The organism is Paenibacillus sp. y28 (genome assembly GCF_037137075.1).
GTDB lineage: Bacteria > Bacillota > Bacilli > Paenibacillales > NBRC-103111 > JBBBNV01.
The window spans coordinates 65169-81480 of record NZ_JBBBNV010000002.1; the positions used below are offsets into that span (position 1 = coordinate 65169).

At 50.1% G+C, this 16312-nt stretch carries 14 protein-coding genes; 4 read left to right on the top strand and 10 right to left on the bottom strand.

What is annotated here, in order from left to right:
* Positions 1–33 precede the first annotated feature (33 nt).
* Positions 34–2238, bottom strand: a complete 2205-nt coding sequence (locus WBG83_RS03475; protein ID WP_336742731.1) for an AMP-binding protein — start codon at positions 2236–2238, stop codon at positions 34–36.
* A gap of 233 nt (positions 2239–2471) precedes the next feature.
* Between WBG83_RS03475 and WBG83_RS03480 the strand changes: the two genes are divergently transcribed.
* The 3 genes from WBG83_RS03480 to WBG83_RS03490 all read left to right on the top strand — a co-directional run bounded on the left by WBG83_RS03480 (position 2472) and on the right by WBG83_RS03490 (position 10361).
* Entirely contained in the window at positions 2472–2774 is a 303-nt protein-coding gene (locus tag WBG83_RS03480) for a hypothetical protein (RefSeq protein WP_336742733.1), read from the top strand.
* Between the two features lie 313 nt (positions 2775–3087).
* A complete protein-coding gene (locus WBG83_RS03485) occupies positions 3088–5532 on the top strand; it encodes a LuxR C-terminal-related transcriptional regulator (protein WP_336742735.1) in 2445 nt (814 codons plus the stop codon).
* Between the two features lie 197 nt (positions 5533–5729).
* A complete protein-coding gene (locus WBG83_RS03490) occupies positions 5730–10361 on the top strand; it encodes an S-layer homology domain-containing protein (protein WP_336742737.1) in 4632 nt (1543 codons plus the stop codon).
* A gap of 473 nt (positions 10362–10834) precedes the next feature.
* Here the strand turns inward: WBG83_RS03490 and WBG83_RS03495 are convergent, their stop codons facing one another.
* The 5 genes from WBG83_RS03495 to WBG83_RS03515 all read right to left on the bottom strand — a co-directional run bounded on the left by WBG83_RS03495 (position 10835) and on the right by WBG83_RS03515 (position 12971).
* Complete coding sequence (locus WBG83_RS03495) at positions 10835–11107, bottom strand: hypothetical protein (RefSeq protein ID WP_336742738.1); 273 nt, start codon at positions 11105–11107, stop codon at positions 10835–10837.
* Between the two features lie 98 nt (positions 11108–11205).
* Positions 11206–11583, bottom strand: coding sequence for a LytTR family transcriptional regulator DNA-binding domain-containing protein (locus WBG83_RS03500; protein ID WP_336742740.1), 378 nt, complete (start codon positions 11581–11583; stop codon positions 11206–11208).
* Positions 11584–11657: 74 nt separating this feature from the next.
* Positions 11658–11780 carry a cyclic lactone autoinducer peptide gene (locus WBG83_RS03505; protein WP_336742742.1) on the bottom strand — a complete coding sequence of 41 codons (123 nt, stop codon included), beginning with the start codon at positions 11778–11780 and terminating at the stop codon, positions 11658–11660.
* Positions 11770–12318 (bottom strand): accessory gene regulator ArgB-like protein, encoded by a 549-nt coding sequence (locus WBG83_RS03510; RefSeq protein ID WP_336742743.1) that lies wholly within the window; start codon positions 12316–12318, stop codon positions 11770–11772. Before WBG83_RS03510 ends, WBG83_RS03505 begins: the two co-directional genes overlap by 11 nt.
* Positions 12315–12971, bottom strand: coding sequence for a hypothetical protein (locus WBG83_RS03515; RefSeq protein WP_336742745.1), 657 nt, complete (start codon positions 12969–12971; stop codon positions 12315–12317). The genes WBG83_RS03510 and WBG83_RS03515 overlap by 4 nt, the downstream gene beginning before the upstream one ends.
* Positions 12972–13238: 267 nt before the next feature.
* Here WBG83_RS03515 and WBG83_RS03520 point away from each other — a divergent pair, with 267 nt between their 5' ends.
* Complete coding sequence (locus WBG83_RS03520) at positions 13239–14576, top strand: DRTGG domain-containing protein (protein WP_336742747.1); 1338 nt, start codon at positions 13239–13241, stop codon at positions 14574–14576.
* Positions 14577–14678: 102 nt separating this feature from the next.
* Here the strand turns inward: WBG83_RS03520 and WBG83_RS03525 are convergent, their stop codons facing one another.
* The 4 genes from WBG83_RS03525 to WBG83_RS03540 all read right to left on the bottom strand — a co-directional run bounded on the left by WBG83_RS03525 (position 14679) and on the right by WBG83_RS03540 (position 16282).
* Positions 14679–14888, bottom strand: coding sequence for a YuzF family protein (locus tag WBG83_RS03525; protein ID WP_336742749.1), 210 nt, complete (start codon positions 14886–14888; stop codon positions 14679–14681).
* 82 nt (positions 14889–14970) lie between these two features.
* Positions 14971–15270, bottom strand: a complete 300-nt coding sequence (locus WBG83_RS03530) for a YtpI family protein (protein WP_336742751.1) — start codon at positions 15268–15270, stop codon at positions 14971–14973.
* A gap of 179 nt (positions 15271–15449) precedes the next feature.
* Positions 15450–15953, bottom strand: coding sequence for a hypothetical protein (locus tag WBG83_RS03535; protein WP_336742752.1), 504 nt, complete (start codon positions 15951–15953; stop codon positions 15450–15452).
* Positions 15950–16282, bottom strand: coding sequence for a YtrH family sporulation protein (locus tag WBG83_RS03540; RefSeq protein WP_336742754.1), 333 nt, complete (start codon positions 16280–16282; stop codon positions 15950–15952). Before WBG83_RS03540 ends, WBG83_RS03535 begins: the two co-directional genes overlap by 4 nt.
* Positions 16283–16312: the final 30 nt, after the last annotated feature.

Sequence of the window (16312 nt, forward strand, 5' to 3'; positions counted from 1 at the left end):
CGGGCGGAGCGTTCCTCAGTCGGAATGCTTCCGTTAAGATTGCTCCGCCCAGGCCCTCAGAGTGACGTAGTCGGTCTTGCCGCTGCCGAGCAGCGGAAGCTGATCCACATACAGAATACGGGCCGGGAGCAGGAGCAGGGAGTGCCCGCTTGAGTTCAAATACCCCGCCAGCTGTTCCCGGGTGAAGCTGCTGTCTGTACTGAACAGTACAATCCGTTCGCCTTTGCGGCCATCGGCTGTATTTACTGCCGCGAACCCGCCGCTGTCGCTGCGGCGCTTGGCCCGCACGGCTGTGCTGCCGCCTGAGGACTGGACGTGAGCAGCAGCACCTGCCGTGAGCTCTAGGCTTTGCGAAGCTGGCGCCGTCTCGGCGGCCTTCTGAGCCAGCTCCTCCACCAGGTTGAGGGATACCATCTCTCCCCCGATTTTGGCAAAACGCTTCAAGCGCGCTAGGATGGTCAGGAAGCCCTGCTTGTCGATTTCGACTACGTCACCGGTTGAATACCAATCGCCGGCAGGCACGAAGCCTTGGCCATGAATAAGATAGCCCTTCATGACATTCGGCCCCTTTACGAGCAGGTTTCCACCGCCGGTGATGCCCTCTACCGGCTCCAGCATAGCGGCCATTCCTGGCAGCAGCCGTCCCACGGAGCCTTTACGGTAAGCCAGTGGTGTATTCAGCGCAAGAATCGGAGCTGTCTCCGTTATGCCATAGCCCTCCATGATGCGGATTCCGAATTTATCGAACCACATGTCGCGAACCTCCGGCTTCAGCTTCTCGGCGCCTGCAAACACATACCGGAGGGAGAAGAAATCATACGGATGCGCTGTCCGGCCGTAGCCGGATAAAAAGGTGGACGTGCCGAACAGGATCGTTGTGCGGTCCTCATAGCTGAGCTCGGGAATCATTCTGTAGTGCAGCGGGCTAGGGTACAGGAACGTTTTGCATCCGCTTAGAAGCGGCAGCAGCGTCCCCGCAGTCAGGCCAAAGCTGTGGAACATCGGCAGGGCATTCAGCATCCGGTCCTTCGGTGTTAAATCAATAAGACACAAGGACTGCTGGATGTTGGCATAGATGTTATCGTGGGACAGCACCACACCTTTGGGCTTGCTTTCACTGCCGGAGGTAAACAAAATAATTTCCCTTGGCCCGTCAGCGGATCGAACGCCAAGGAGGTAGCTGGCCAAGGCTCCAAGCTGGTCACCCAGGCCGACCTCCGTCTTCACATCCTCCAAATAAACAATCCGCACTCTTAAGTCGAGCGCTTCCATGAGCGGCTGCAAGCGCCCTTTTTCTACGAACTGCCGGGATGTAAGCACTGTTTGTACACCGGCGGTTTCACAGGCATCGCATATATTTTGCGAGCCGGCGGAGAAATTGAGAATGGCCGGTGTTTTGCCGAGCCTGGCCAGTGCCAGCAGAGCGGCGACATGGGCAATCGAGCTTGGCAGGAGCAGAGCTACGGAGGTTTCTCCCTGCAGTCTTGCCTTCAGCCGGCCGGCCAGAGCATATACCGTCAGAAGCAGCTTCCGGTACGTAATGTTCCCATGGATATCCCGGCAGATGACCGTACTGCTGCCATGCTTGCGGCTGGCGGCAAGCACCTCATCAAATAGCTGGACGCCGGTTTTCAGCCGGCTGGCGGCGAGATGCTCCTGCAGCATACGCAGAATCCGGTCCGAAGCCTCTTCTTTTTGACGGCGCATCGGCATCGTCTCATCACGTCTGAGCTTGAATGAATCCCCAATATGAATGTGAATTTGCGGAAACCAGCGGCTTTTCACTTTATCCTGAATGTAGGAGAGCTTGGATCGCTCAGCCCCGTCAATAATAATCGGATACAGCGCTGCACCGGTTTTGAGCGCGATGTAGCCCGCCCCTTGATATACCTTCATCAGACCTCCGGTCACCGTAATTCGCCCTTCCGGAAACAGCACCAGCGGCACACCGCTGTTCATGGTCCGGACCATTTGCCGGACGGAATACGGGTTCAGCGGGTCCACAGTAACATGCTTGCGCAGCCCGACAAGCAGCTTGAACCGGCGGGCAATGTCCGTATTGACGACAAAGGTGACCTCTTCCGGCAAATACAAGGCCAGCAGGGCCGCATCCAGCAAAGAAACATGGTTGGGCAGCAGGAGCGTCCGCTGATCAAATCGGAGCTTTTCCAGGCCGTGAACACGCAGGCGGAACAGGGTGCCAAGCAACAATCGAGCCAGGGCGAGGATGAAACGCACACCGAACTCCTCCTTTTACATGCATCCATTAGTTACATTGTAAGGGTTTCCGAATCAAATAACATCACCATTTCGCCACATTAAGGAAAGTTTAAGATTGATCATGATTTCGAAAGAAATGGTCCTGGTCTGGCCCGGACGGCCGGATTTGTCCGACAGCAGACGTTTTATTCATATATTTCCATCCGGACTCATACCTTTGTAGAAAAGCTATGAAGCGAGGAGAGAGGCTAGTGAAACCGCTGCATCATGTTATTTATTTGCTGGTTGCGTTGGCAATGCTCGCATATGCCGTACCCAAGCTGGACTTAGGCCAAGGGGCATGGATAGTGACCTTATTCGGCATCGTCTGGATTGGGCTGGCCCTGATGGTCATTGCGGCTCATTTGCACCGCTTGCTCGGGGTGGATGAAGAGACGGCGAAGGAACTGACCCGGGTCAAAAAAATGCGCCGGCTTCGCCAGGAGCAAGTACTGGAGCAGACGGCAACACGCTTGCTGAGTAAAAAGAAGTCATCCAGCTCCTCCAGCCGTTGACGGACCCGGAGAAGGCCAATAGGGAAAAGGGCTAGCGGCGAGCTTCCGAGGGAGACGCGCTAGCCTTATATTCGTTTGCGAACCGATGGATTAGAACCAATACAGATGTAATCAAGAACGGCTCGATTCAACGGCTTCCTTTTTTCGAATCCAGGATGGAAAAGGTTTAGATCTCGATTAACACAAGGTATAATGTAGGAATAATGATTTACAACCAGATTCGAGGTGCCGGAACATCATTTTAATTACCAAACTTCATATCCCGCCATTGCGGCGCGATGGACTGATCGAACGATCGACGGTGGCGAAGCTGTTGAATGAAGGGCTCAAAAGCAAGCTCACGGTGATAACGGCTCCAGGAGGGTACGGCAAGACGACAGCCTTAAATCAATGGTTGCAGCAGACCGGCCTGGCTGCTGTTTGGGTTTCTCTGGATGCCCAGGATAATGATCTGCTCCAGTTTTGGAGTTATACGCTTGCGGCTGCAGGCAGTATACGTCCCGATTTGGCCGATGCTGTGAGTCCGTATCTATCCTCGCTTAAATCGGGAGCCTTTGCCCTGTTTATTACAGCTATGCTTCATGAGCTTAACGCTTCATCGGATGAAATGGTCATTGTGTTTGACGATTATCATTCGATTGAGCTTGCCTCCATCCACGCATCGGTGGCCTATTTTCTCGCGCATATGCCCGCTCATATTCACCTCTACATCGCGAGCCGGGCCGAAATGCCCTTTCCTGCAGCAAGGCTGCAGACGACCGGACAGCTAGTGAAACTCACGGTTCAGGATTTGCGGTTTCAGCTCGAAGAGGGAATTCGTTACTTTCAGGACTGCATGGGATTGTCACTGTCGGCAGATCAGGTAGCCAAGCTGGTCAACCGCACGGAGGGCTGGATCAGCGGACTGCATCTTGCGGCCATTTCACTTCGAAAAGGCGGCAATTATTCTGAATTTATCCGCGTGTTTGGCGGGGAACACCGCAGTATATCCGATTATCTGTTTCAGGAGGCTTTTAGTCTTCAGTCCGAAGAGATCCAGGATTTCCTCCTGAAAACCGCGATCCTGGACAGGATGAACGGTCCGTTGTGCACGGCCGTTACCGGACAGGCCGGAAGTCAGGCGCTGCTCGAAACACTGGAGCATCAGAACCTGTTTATCATCCCCCTGGATGACCGGCGGGAATGGTATCGTTATCATCATTTGTTTTCTGAGTTTCTGCGAAAGCTCTTTCGGCAGAGTAACACCATCCGGTCGAAGGAATTGCATGTCAGGGCGGCCCGTTGGCTGGAGGAACACGGATTGATAGACGAAGCGGTGGAGCAATTGTTCGGGGAAGGGCTTCATTCCGAAGCCAGCATCTTGCTGGAAAAGCATCTGCGAAGCCTTCATGTGAAGAGAGGGGTACTTTACCGCTGGTTGCGCGAGCTGCCGGAATCCTGTCTGGCAGAGAAGCCGGGAATTCAGTTTCTGTATGTCAAAGTGATGGTGGAATACAATGAAATGGAGCTGGCGGAAGCGAGACTCCGTTTCATGGAAGAACGACTTTCGGAGCCGGAGTGGAAGCCATACACGGAGAACGTTTTTTATGTGTCCGCACTGGTTTCTTTCTACAGGAGAGACTTTCGACTAGCCGATGAATACCTGGAGAAGTTTGATCGGCAAACACCGGAAGGCAGCTATATTCAGATGATTGAAGGAAATTCGTATTCCATCAATTACGATACGCTGCTGTGCTTCTTCAATGATTTACATGAGGCAGAGAGGTTCTTCTACAAATGGACGAACATATGGGGGGCAAGAGAGAATTACCCTGCTGCCGGATATCAACTCGTTACTTATGGTTTGCTGTTATATGAATGGAATCGCCTGGAAGAGGCTGAGGCTTATGTGGAAAGGGCACTGGAGTCCAATTGCATGCAGCACTATGCCATTATTCAGGTAAGGGCCGCTAGAATTGCTGCGCTGATTTGTCAGGCCAAGGGGGATTGGGCCCAAGCGTTAGCTTTGCTGGATCGGGTCAAGCTCAAGATCCATTCAGCGGACAAACGTATTTTTATGAGCATGATCGAGGCCGAGAAGGCGTATTTGTCACTTAGGAACGGCTCTTTCGACGAGCGTTGGCTGCAAACATGCGGCATCCAGTCTACCGATACGATCCCGCTCGGTTCAATCAGAGAATATCTTCATTTGGCCAGGGCGTTGACGGAGTGCGGTAGAGTGGACGAGGCGTTGCGCCTGCTCGAACAGTTGTATCGCATTGGCGATGAGAATGATTGGACATGGGATAAGGTCAAGATATCCATTTTGCAAAGTGTGGTTATGTATCGCAAGGGGGAGCTGATGAAATCTGTCGAGAAGCTGGAAACTGCGCTCCGGTTGGCTGAACCGGGGAGATACATCCGCAGCTTCGTAGATGAAGGCCCGCCAATGGCGGAGCTGCTGCGCGAATACCTCAGGCTAAGGAAGCTCAACCCGACCCGGAAGTCTGCGGAAGTATCCATGCGCTATGTCAGAGAATTGCTTCTAACCATGACAGATCACAGGAAGAAGCGCGGAAGCGCGGACTCCCTGTTGACCAAACAGGAATTAAACATTTTACGGATGATTGAAGTCGGGCTGTCGAATAAACAGATTGCCGATGAGCTTCAAATTTCAACCGAAACGGTAAAGGGCCATCTGAAAAGCACATACCGGAAATTGGATGTGAACAACAGAGTACAGGCACTGAGGCAAGGCAAGGAATTGAAATTGTTGTAGAAGCGATTATTTTATTATGAATATGGACATGGTGTCTATCCCCCCTTTTTTATTTCGATCCCCCCCAATACGGGGGATTTTTTTTTGTAGAAATCGTTCTATAGTAGTACAAGAAGCGTCAAAAACGGACAGAAAGAGCCGAAATGTGCGTTGCATGCGGTGTCCGTTGCAAAAATCGCGAAGATGGGGGAAGAGAAGTGAATAGTAATAGGAAACGCAGGCCAGTCAACAAAGTGTTCACCTTGATGTTGGCGATGTTGATGGTGTTGGGAGAGCTCTCGGGTGTTCTTGTGTCCGGGGGAGGCAAGGCATTTGCGGCTACGTTACAGGAATGGCAGGAGCTGGGGAACACGGCTTTTTCAGAAGGTGGGGCGGAATACATGTCGCTCTATGTTGACGGTGTAACTCCTTATGTGGCTTATATGGATGTGAACCGTGGCAATAAGGCCACGGTGATGAAGTATGATAGAGACAGCAATACTTGGGTCTCCGTAGGCAGCCGTGGCTTTTCGACTTATGAATCATACTACATGACGATTAAAGTTGCAGACGGTACCCCTTATGTGGCCTATTGGGAATATGGCTTTCAAAGTCGGGGCATGGTAATGAAGTATGATAGTGAAGACAATGCTTGGGAACCTGTGGGCCCCAATGGTTTCCGGGATGGGTTCATAAACAATGTATCTCTATACATTGCAGACGGCATTCCCTATGTGGCCTATTCGGATGTATCGAATAACGGCAGGCTCACGGTGATGAAATATGATAGCAACAGCGATACTTGGAACACCGTGGGCAACCCTCATTTTTCGGCGAGTTCTACATCCTACAACTCCCTGTATGTAGCCTCAGACGGCACACCCTATGTGGCCTATTCGGATCTAGGGGATTCCGGCAAGGCGACGGTGATGAAGTACGATAGCTTCATGAACACATGGGGGACGGTAGGCAATGCCAGTTTCTCAGCTAGTAATGCAGAAAGCACGTCCCTGTATGTAGCCTCAGACGGAACCCCTTATGTGGCCTATGCGGACGGTGATAATTTCAGTAAAGCCACGGTGATGAAGTATGATCGTGACAGCAATGCCTGGGTGCCTTTAGGCAACGAGAGTATTTCAACTGGCTATGCAGCAAATGTGTCCCTGGAAGTGGCGCCAAATGGCACCTTTTATGTGGGCTACCGTGACCACGGTAATAGTTCGAAGACCACGGTGATGAGGTATGATAGCGACAGCAATACCTGGGTGTACGTAGGCAAAGACGGGTTTTCGCCTAGCGCTGCATCAGTAGCATCCCTTTCCTTAGCCTCAGACGGAACCCCCTATATGGCTTATACGGATTGGGACAATAGCAATAATGTAACGGTGATGAGCTATAATAGAGTTATCGTGCCGCCGGCATTGACAGCGGATATGACGGATAATGATACGGATCACCAAATCGAGATTACATTCACGGACGATTCGGTCTGGCGAAGCAACATTACCGAGGTGAAGAGCGGCGCTGTAAGGCTGACAGAGGGGACAGATTACTCGGTTAGCGCCGGGATGATCCAGATTCGTGGCGATGCGCTAGGATCGGGCATTCACACGATTACGGTAAAAGCACAAGATTTTGCTGTAGCGACGGTCGTTCAAGAGGTGGGCAAGGTGACTGCGGAGTTTGAAGGAGGCACTGGCACATCCCTTAGCCCCTATTGGATAGCAACTGCCGATCAGCTCCATGCCGTCAGGAATTATCCGGTATCTTTTTTTAAGCTCGTAGCGGATATTGATTTGAGCGTAAGAGACTACTCGTCTGAAGAGGGGTGGTGGCCAATCGGAACGATGTTTGAGCCATTCCGGGGAGAAATGGACGGGAACGGTTATCGAATTACGGGTTTGACCATTAACGAGCCTAAGGATGTGGCCGGGTTATTCGCCTATACAAATGATGCCGTACTGACCAATATGAAATTAGAAAATGTTATGATCCGTAATATGATGGCGCCAACAGGCGGCCTGGTTGGCATCAGTACGAACAGCACGATCAGCAATAGCTACGTGTCAGGAAGTGTGAGCGGGGAGTATGTGGTCGGCGGCCTGGTAGGTATCAGTGTGAACAGCAACACGATCAGCAATAGCTATGTGTCAGGAAGTGTGAGCGGGGAGTATGCGGTCGGCGGCCTGGTTGGTAACGGTGCTCAGAGCACCATCAGCAACAGCTATGCCGCAGGAAGTGTGAGCGGGCAGGATACGGTCGGCGGCCTGATTGGTTACGGTGCTCATAGCACCATCAGCAACAGCTATGCCACAGGAGATGTAAGTGGAGATCAAACAATCGGCGGTCTGGTTGGTAACGGTGCTCAGAGTACGATCAGCAACAGCTACGCCGCAGGGGATGTGAGCGGAAGAGCAGCAGTCGGCGGCCTGGTTAGTGTAATTGAAAGCGGCACGATCAGCAACAGCTACGCCACAGGTCATGTAACAGTAAGCTATTCTTATGCAGGGGGCCTGGTTGGTTTTTATTCAGGAACGGAGACGATCGACAACAGCTTCTACGATATGGATACTACAGGGCAAAATGATGTAGGTAGAGGCGATGGCAAATCGACTGCACAGATGAAGACCCAAAGCACATATAGCGATGCAGGCTGGGACTTTGAAAACACATGGGGGATCCAGTCATCTCACAATAAGGGATATCCTTATTTGCGTGCGTTACAGCATTTTGTGACCTATGACGGGAACGGAAGCTCTGCGGGGGATGTGCCGTTTGACAGCAACACGTACAAGTCAGGTGATCAGGTTACTGTGGCAGGCAACACGGGCAGTCTGGTTAAGGAGGGCTATTCGTTCAGAGGTTGGAACACGGCGGCGGACGGCAGCGGGACGACTTATGCCGCAAACGATACATTCAGCATGAGCTCAAAGGATGTGACGCTGTACGCGCAATGGAATCTGCTGCACGTGCTAACGTATGACGGAAACGGAGAGACATCCGGAAGCGTACCGGCAGATCAGGGCTTTTATGAGCATGGAGCGACCGTTTCGGTACAGGGCAATTCGAGGAATCTGGAGAAGAACGGCTATGTGTTTGCGGGATGGAACACGGCGGCAGATGGAAGCGGGACGAGCTATAAGGCGGACGGCACGGAAACGTTCACCATGGGCGCTGCGAATGTAACGCTGTACGCGCAGTGGCTGTCAAGGAACGCATCGTTGTCCAGCTTGTCCGTGGATCAAGGCACGCTCACGCCGGTGTTTGCACCATCCGGGCTTACGTATAGCGTCGATGTGCCGAGCAGCGTTACGAGTCTCCAGGTCTCCCTGACGCCAGGAGATCCGAACCAAGCGCTTACGGTAACGGGAGCGGTATACACTGCAGTTGCGGACAAAATATATGCTTACACCGCTTCTCACTTGCGTGTCGGGCCTAATCTGATTCAGATTACGGTTACTGCGCAGGACGGAACGCATTCTACGTATAATCTTACGGTGAACCGATTAAGCAATAACGCGGACCTGAACGGAATCACATTATCGAGCGGAACATTGTCTCCCGCATTCGCAGCCGGAACGACCGACTACACCGCAAGTGTAGCTAATGATGTTTCCAGCATTACCGTAACGGCCAGCGTCTATGATAGCCGATCAGCCATGAAAGTGAACGGAACAACGATTACAAGCGGTCAAGCCAGCGGTGCTATTGCCTTGAACGTAGGCAGTAATGTAATTACCCTTGATGTAACCGCACAGGATGGAGCAACGACAAAAACGTATAAGATGACGGTAACACGTGCGTCTGCGAAACCCTCGCGATCGTCATCCTCCGGTAGGGGTGGAGGTTCATCATCAACGGCCTCAAGCGATAAAGTGACCTCGACAGACGGTCAACTAGCGCTTCCAACAGGCAAAACGGGCGAGGTTAGTCTTGGAGCTGGAATCACCCTCACGATTCCTGCGGATGCTTCCAGCCGAGAGTTGAAAGTAACGATTGAAAAAGTGGAAGACACACAGAAGCTGCTCACAAGTCGTGACGTTTTGGCCAGTCCGGTATTCGAAATTCTGAAAAACGTTCCGGAGAACTTCAATAAGCCGGTCACTCTGACGTTTACCTTTGATCAAAAAAGCATGACGAGCGGTCAAACGCCTTCCGTATTCTACTATGACGAAGCGAAGAAGGTATGGGTGGCGATCGGCGGCACGGTAAACGGGAATACCATCACCGTAAAGGTCGACCATTTTACGAAGTTTGCGGTATTCGGTGTAGGACAAGATTCGGAATCTGCGGATGACGTACATCAGCCGCTCCACTTCAACGATATTTCCGGACACTGGGCAGAGGCTAACATCAAGCAGGCGATAAGCGGCGGAATTGTCAGCGGATACGCGGATGGCACGTTCCTGCCGAACCGTACCGTCACCCGCGCGGAATTCGCAGTGATGTTGATGAATGCACTCAAACCGCAAGGAGATGTCGCGGACCTGATGTTTACCGATAAGGCGAAGATCGGTGCATGGGCGCAGAAAGCGGTCGCGCAAGCGGTGCAAGCCGGCATTATTAGCGGCTATGAGGACGGCTCTTTCCAGCCCGACGCCGAAATTACGCGTACGGAGATGGCAGCGATGATTGCCAAGGCACTGGGTCAGCCAGTCGAAGCCGACCCGGCCATGGGATTCGCCGACGACAAGGACATTCCAGCATGGGCAAAAGGGGCCGTAGCAGCAATGAAGAAGCTTGGCATTATCGAAGGTAAGGACAATAACAACTTTGCTCCGGATGACAGAACGACAAGAGCAGAAGCCATTACGGTACTGCTGAACATGCTGGCGCACAAGGAAAAGTAAGATCTAATCTAACGGGAACAAGGCTGCCTTGAAAATTCGAGGCAGCCTTGTTTTGGATCGCATTCTAAACAGTCTCCGAATAAAGGACTACTTTGTAGCCATTTCGGATAAACCTGAATTTTCCACCTTCGGAGTCGTAGGGGGGAGGAGGTGGTGTATAGACTGTGCGTTTACACAAAACTCTTGACAGATCCGGGACAGGGATTTCATGTTGACAATCCAAAAGCCCCCTTTAATCTGATGCAATGACCAGATTCAAGGGGGCTTATTGCCGTGCAACTCTATGGCCGAGCAGAGTGATGTTTTATCAGTACCCCAAAGATATGGCCGCACGTGTCCTTTTTTTGGAAGACAACGCTGTATTCGTATATAGGCTGATTTGTTTCGTATGGAAATCATCACAGGTGCCGGTGCCGATAACCGTGGTTCCTTGTATTTTATGAAAGTGGCATTTGCCATTCATCATGTCCTGGCTAACTTTGAAATATCCGCAATTGTAACAGCTGCTCCGCAGATCCGGAGCCATTGACCTGTAACCCATTCTGTACAGCCTCCACTTTTTTTATCACACTATCCGTTATAGTATCGAAGGTTTGCGCCCTCTGTATAATTTCCTTCGCCATTTTGCGCAGTAAATGGACGTTGTCCTGAGCGGACAGGGAACCTAATTCATGACGGTGTTGAAACAGTACGGTTTGAATGGCCAATTCTAATAAGGTCTGATCAATTGCTGTATGGCCAGGCATAAAAAAACCTCCTCCTTCTGTTTATATTACCAGAATAAAGGAGTTTGAGTGATTTGTGTACCTTATTAGACGTAGGTTATTTTTTGTTTACAATTGGTTTATTTTATGTTATTACCATTATTATTGCTAATCCATACTTCAATTTCCTGCCTGAGCTTTTTTTTATGTAAAAACGGAATCGTGGCGTATTTACTGGCCGGTTGAACATCAGTCTCAAAAAAGACCTTGCCGTGTTCGTCGTCAAAGGCCCGTACCTGATTTGTATTCACCAGATTGATTCTGTCTAATTTTCGAAAACCATGGCTTTCCAGATGTATGCCAATGACAGATAAGGAAGGCGCCAGATGATAATACTTGTCGTGCAGGGTGTGATACACCACATTTCGGTCTTCCATTTCAATATAGATGACCTCATTGATGTCGAGCAGCACAATGTCGGTGTTATTAAATTTGTCTTTGGTTACTGGGATATACATGGGGCTAACTCACTCCATCAACTTGGTTGGCAATTGGCTGCCAGAATGGTTTGTCCGGCAGCCCGGTCCATACATTACTTTAACAGTTCTTCCGGGGTTTCGGGACGATGGGAGAATCCCCAACATGAAATAGATACAAATAAGAGGGCAGCAATAGATAGGAAACCAGATGCATAGTATGCGAGTTTATGTTTCATTATTTATCACCTCCTTTTTTAGAATATTAAGCCAAGGAAGTAAGGTAAGTGATTGGGAAAAAAAAGCGAGAGAGACAATAGTGGACTGAAAAAAAACATTACTCAGAATTACGATAAGTGAAATGATTTTTAAATAAGGAAACAATAGTTCGGGAATGCGTGTTTTTCCCTTTAAGTCAGAAGGAGCGTACAAAAGAACGAGTAGTCCGCTTATCGCCGTGGCTATCCACATCGAGGTATCATTCATGGGAATAAATTGAATCACAACAAAATTCGTTACTGAAAATAAGATGCATCCAGTTGCGCTTTTGAAATGGAAGCCTCCAGATAAAGTTCGAAGAATAACATAAGCAATCATGGTTATGATTGTGCTGTAAAGTTTGTCCGTTAAAAAGGCAATTAGAATCGTTAAGAATGTAGTTGAACAAATCGAAATAATTCCAATAAGGGCATATTTCATGACGGGAACACTTGTTGTCTCTTCTTCATTTAATTGTTTGATTTTTATTGCGATTTTCTCGGCAATTGCATAGATCATCGTTTTTCCTCCTTCTTAAAGGTAAGGAGTAGTAAAATGACGAAGATAATAAGTTGAGCAAATGCGAATATTGGGAAGTAAATTGTATTTCCATAAACAAAAGGGAGAAATATATTCAGAAAAGCAGCGGCGATAACCATAACAATCAGGAAAAGTAAATTGTTCCCGCGAAGGGAGAGGTTATATTTTTCGGAATCTGGTATAAAAGTAAACCCAATTCTGTAACGCTTCAAAAAGATTGAAATGAGTATTGCAGCAGCAGAGTTGACAAGCTGCATTGTATAACTCAGTATTTTATTTTCTAGCATTTCTTGCATCGTTATGATATGCAGAAGTTCTCCAAAAAAGATGATTAAGATTTGAATGACAAAAACTCCGATATACCCGACAATTCCCATTATAGTTGCATAAAATAATTGAATCCGAAACATAAGCCAGAAAAACAAAAGAACCATAAACAGTTGAACAACTGGTCCGAGCCATTGAAGTGAAAAAACTTCGAAAAATAAATAGGACGTTTGTGTTAAAATGAGGGAAGTGAAGACAAGGTGCGGGAGGTACGTCCGTATAGGGAACATGAACATTGTGAGAATTAAACACAATCCGCTGAAAAATTCAATGGAAGAAAGAATAAAAAAGTATAGTGCGTTCATTGCGACCTTCCTCCTAAATTAGCCCCAGTATTAAAATCCTAAATTAAGCGAAATTTCGTGTCAACTATCGGATGAAAGCGCTAAACATTTTAATCATGAGGAATAGAATTATGGTTAATACTGGGATTGAAACCATATTACAATACAAAACGACAGTTGTCATTAAGAAAAATGAGCTTTCTGTAAAAAATTGTATCAATTTCGGCAAAATAGTATAATGGTCCTATAAAATAGGATACAGGGTGCAATACAAGGGGTGTGCAAGAGATGGAGAGAAATGAGCAAGAAGCGGGAACGAAGCATGAGCAGATTTTGAAATATATTGAAGAATTAAAGGTGGGCAGCAAAATTTCGGTCCGCCGTGTCGCCAAGGACATGAGCGTCAGCGAAGGAACCGCATACCGGGCGATTAAGGAAGCGGAGAATGTCGGTCTGGTCAGCACGAAAGAACGTATCGGCACAGTCCGTGTAGAAAAAAAGCAGCGCAACAACATCGACAAGCTGACGTTCGCGGAGGTTGTGAACATTGTCGACGGTTACGTGCTTGGCGGAGCGCTGGGGCTGGACAAAACCTTGAACAAGTTCGTGATCGGCGCGATGGAGCAGGACGCGATGCTGCGTTATATTGAACCCGGCAATCTGCTGATTGTAGGGAACCGGGACAAGGCCCACATTTGCGCGCTGGAGCTTGGGGCGGGTGTATTGATTACGGGGGGATTTAACACGACGGATGAAGTCAGGCGGCTGGCGGATGAGCTTGCGCTCCCGATTATTTCCTCCAGCTACGATACCTTTACCGTGGCCTCGCTGATTAACCGGGCGATCTATGACCGGCTCATTAAGAAAAAAATTATGCTGATTGAGGATATTTTGACGCCGGGGGCAGCGGTTCATGCTCTCAAAAGCAACAGCACGGTTTCCGATTGGCAGCAGCTGCTGGAGGAGTCCGGACACAGCCGCTTTCCGGTAGTGGACGAATGGAACCGGGTTGTCGGGATCATTACGAGCAAGGACGTTGTGGGGGCCGGCAAGGATCAGACCATTGACAAGTTCATGACTCGTAATCCGCTGTCTGTTCAGCCGAATACATCGGTTGCGTCAGCAGCGCACATGATGGTGTGGGAGGGCATTGAAATTTTGCCGGTGGTGGACAGCAAGAGCAAGCTGATTGCGGTGATCAGCCGCAAGGATGTGCTGAAGGCCATGCAGTACATCCAGAAGCAGCCGCAAATTGGGGAGACGATTGAGGATCTGATTTTGTCCGAATTTAGCGAGCAGCGCAATGAGCAGGGGCAGGTTCAGTTCCGGGGCGTCATTTCTCCGCAAATGACAAATCATTTGGGGGCTGTTTCGGAAGGGGTGCTTACTACGCTGATGACCCAGGCGGCCTTCAGCGCGGTGCGGGATTACAAAAAGGGGGATATGGTGCTTGAGAGCATGTCAGCCTATTTCCTGCGTCCGCTCCAAATCGACAACGAAATCGAGGTGCGCCCCCGGATTATAGAAGTGAGCCGCAAGTTCGCCAAAATAGATGTCGAAGTATACCATAACGGAAACCCGGTATCCAAAGCGATGTTTGCGGCCCAGGTGCTGGATCAGCAGTGAAACGGGCATCCGCCTGTGCTATCGGCGTCCAGAACGTATCGTATTTCATAAAAAAAGGCCCGCTCCCCGGCTCAAAAGACGGCTGGAGCGGGCTTGCCGCGCTTAGACGGGCATAACCCAGATGATTTGGGCAATACGGACGTAAAACAGCTTGTCATCCGATTTCAGGACAATGTGGTCCGGCTTCACCTCTTGCAGTGTCCCTCTAAGGCTGCCGCGCGCTGTTTCTACGACAAGGGATTTGCCGGTAACCGTTTGAAGCGTCTGAACCACGTAAGGGTCATATGAAAATGTCGCTTGGGGAGTCGTCATTACAGGGGACACCTCCGGTTTTGGTTTATCGGTTCAGTTTATGCGGGTCCCCGTGAATTATGACGCTCCCGCAGCTCCCGGATTAGGAATCCTTCATCCGGCTGAATGCCCCGTAGTTGCGAATGCCGGCAAATACATTGAAGGCCCCCAGCACGAGGCAAATAGCGGCAAATACGGTACGCAGGCTGGAGCCCTCAAACAGCAGGAACTGGGAGCTGGAAATAGTAACCAGCAATAATCCCATCGAAATGTTCATTCGGGCGGCATTCAAGCCTCGGGCTTTCGGCGAAGCAAGCCGCCGGTATTTGATGCTGAAGAAGACGGTCAAGCCGAGTGTAGTCACAAGAATGACGGAAATGACCGTTTGCAGTGTCGTTGTCATCGCTGATTAAATCCCTTCTGACGGTTATATTTCTCTCATTTTATCAGGCGGGGAGGTCGTTGTAAAACAAAGCGCGAATTGCAGACCGTAAGGCGAGGATTCATAAATGGCCGGCTGAGATAGACGCTTACCGTTCATGATCCGCAGAGTCCGCAACAAGACTGCTCATCGATTTCATGTCATTCCGTGCGGGTGAACGGCCGTGCCTTCACCCATATTTTGAGCTCCGAATACAGCAATACGGCAGTCCGCATTTCTACGAGATAATCCGATTGATCCAGAATGATTCGCCGGTTAATGAGCGCCCGCGTGGCGTCGATATTTTCCAATTGGACCATCGTCGAAGCCTCCTGCCCGATAAACAGCGGTTTTAAAAGCCGCTCCAGCCGTTCGCCCAGCTTCTGGGCGGTCAAATCGTCTAGCGGAAGAGCCGGATCGGCCGATTCGGTTTTTACGACAAGACTTCGGATGACGGTCTGTTTGTAAGGCTGTTTTTTTAATTCCCCGACCTCGGCCTGCAGCTTATCCCGCTCACTCTCCAGCTTCATGTTCAGCATAACCACCTGACTGAACAGGTATTGATGAATGGACATATACACTGCGCCGCCGACAATCATACCCACGGCGAACAAGCCGATTGCCCGCAGCCACGGCACAAGCCGGCTGAAATCCGGCACCCTCAAGGCTTACCGCCCCCTCCGCTAATCCAGCCTACAAGAACGGTCCCGAGATGCGCGCCGAGAAAAGCGCCGAGAATAAACAGCACCTGCTTGATGACCGGGGAGAAGTGCCAGCCGATCAGGTTGCTTTCAATAATTCGAATCGGGTCGATCGTGCCGCCAATGGCTGCGACGATGGCCCATATTTTGATTTGCCGGGAAATGCTGTCCATGGTCAATGAAGGGGGCTGCAGTGTCAGCACTGCGCCGATGCCGCCCAGCAGTGAAGCGCCGAGTACAACTCCAAGCGAAACGAAGAAATAGGAAATCAGCTTTGTCACGAAGGTTTCCATGCTGTGCCCCTTTCCGGCCGCACTGCCAAG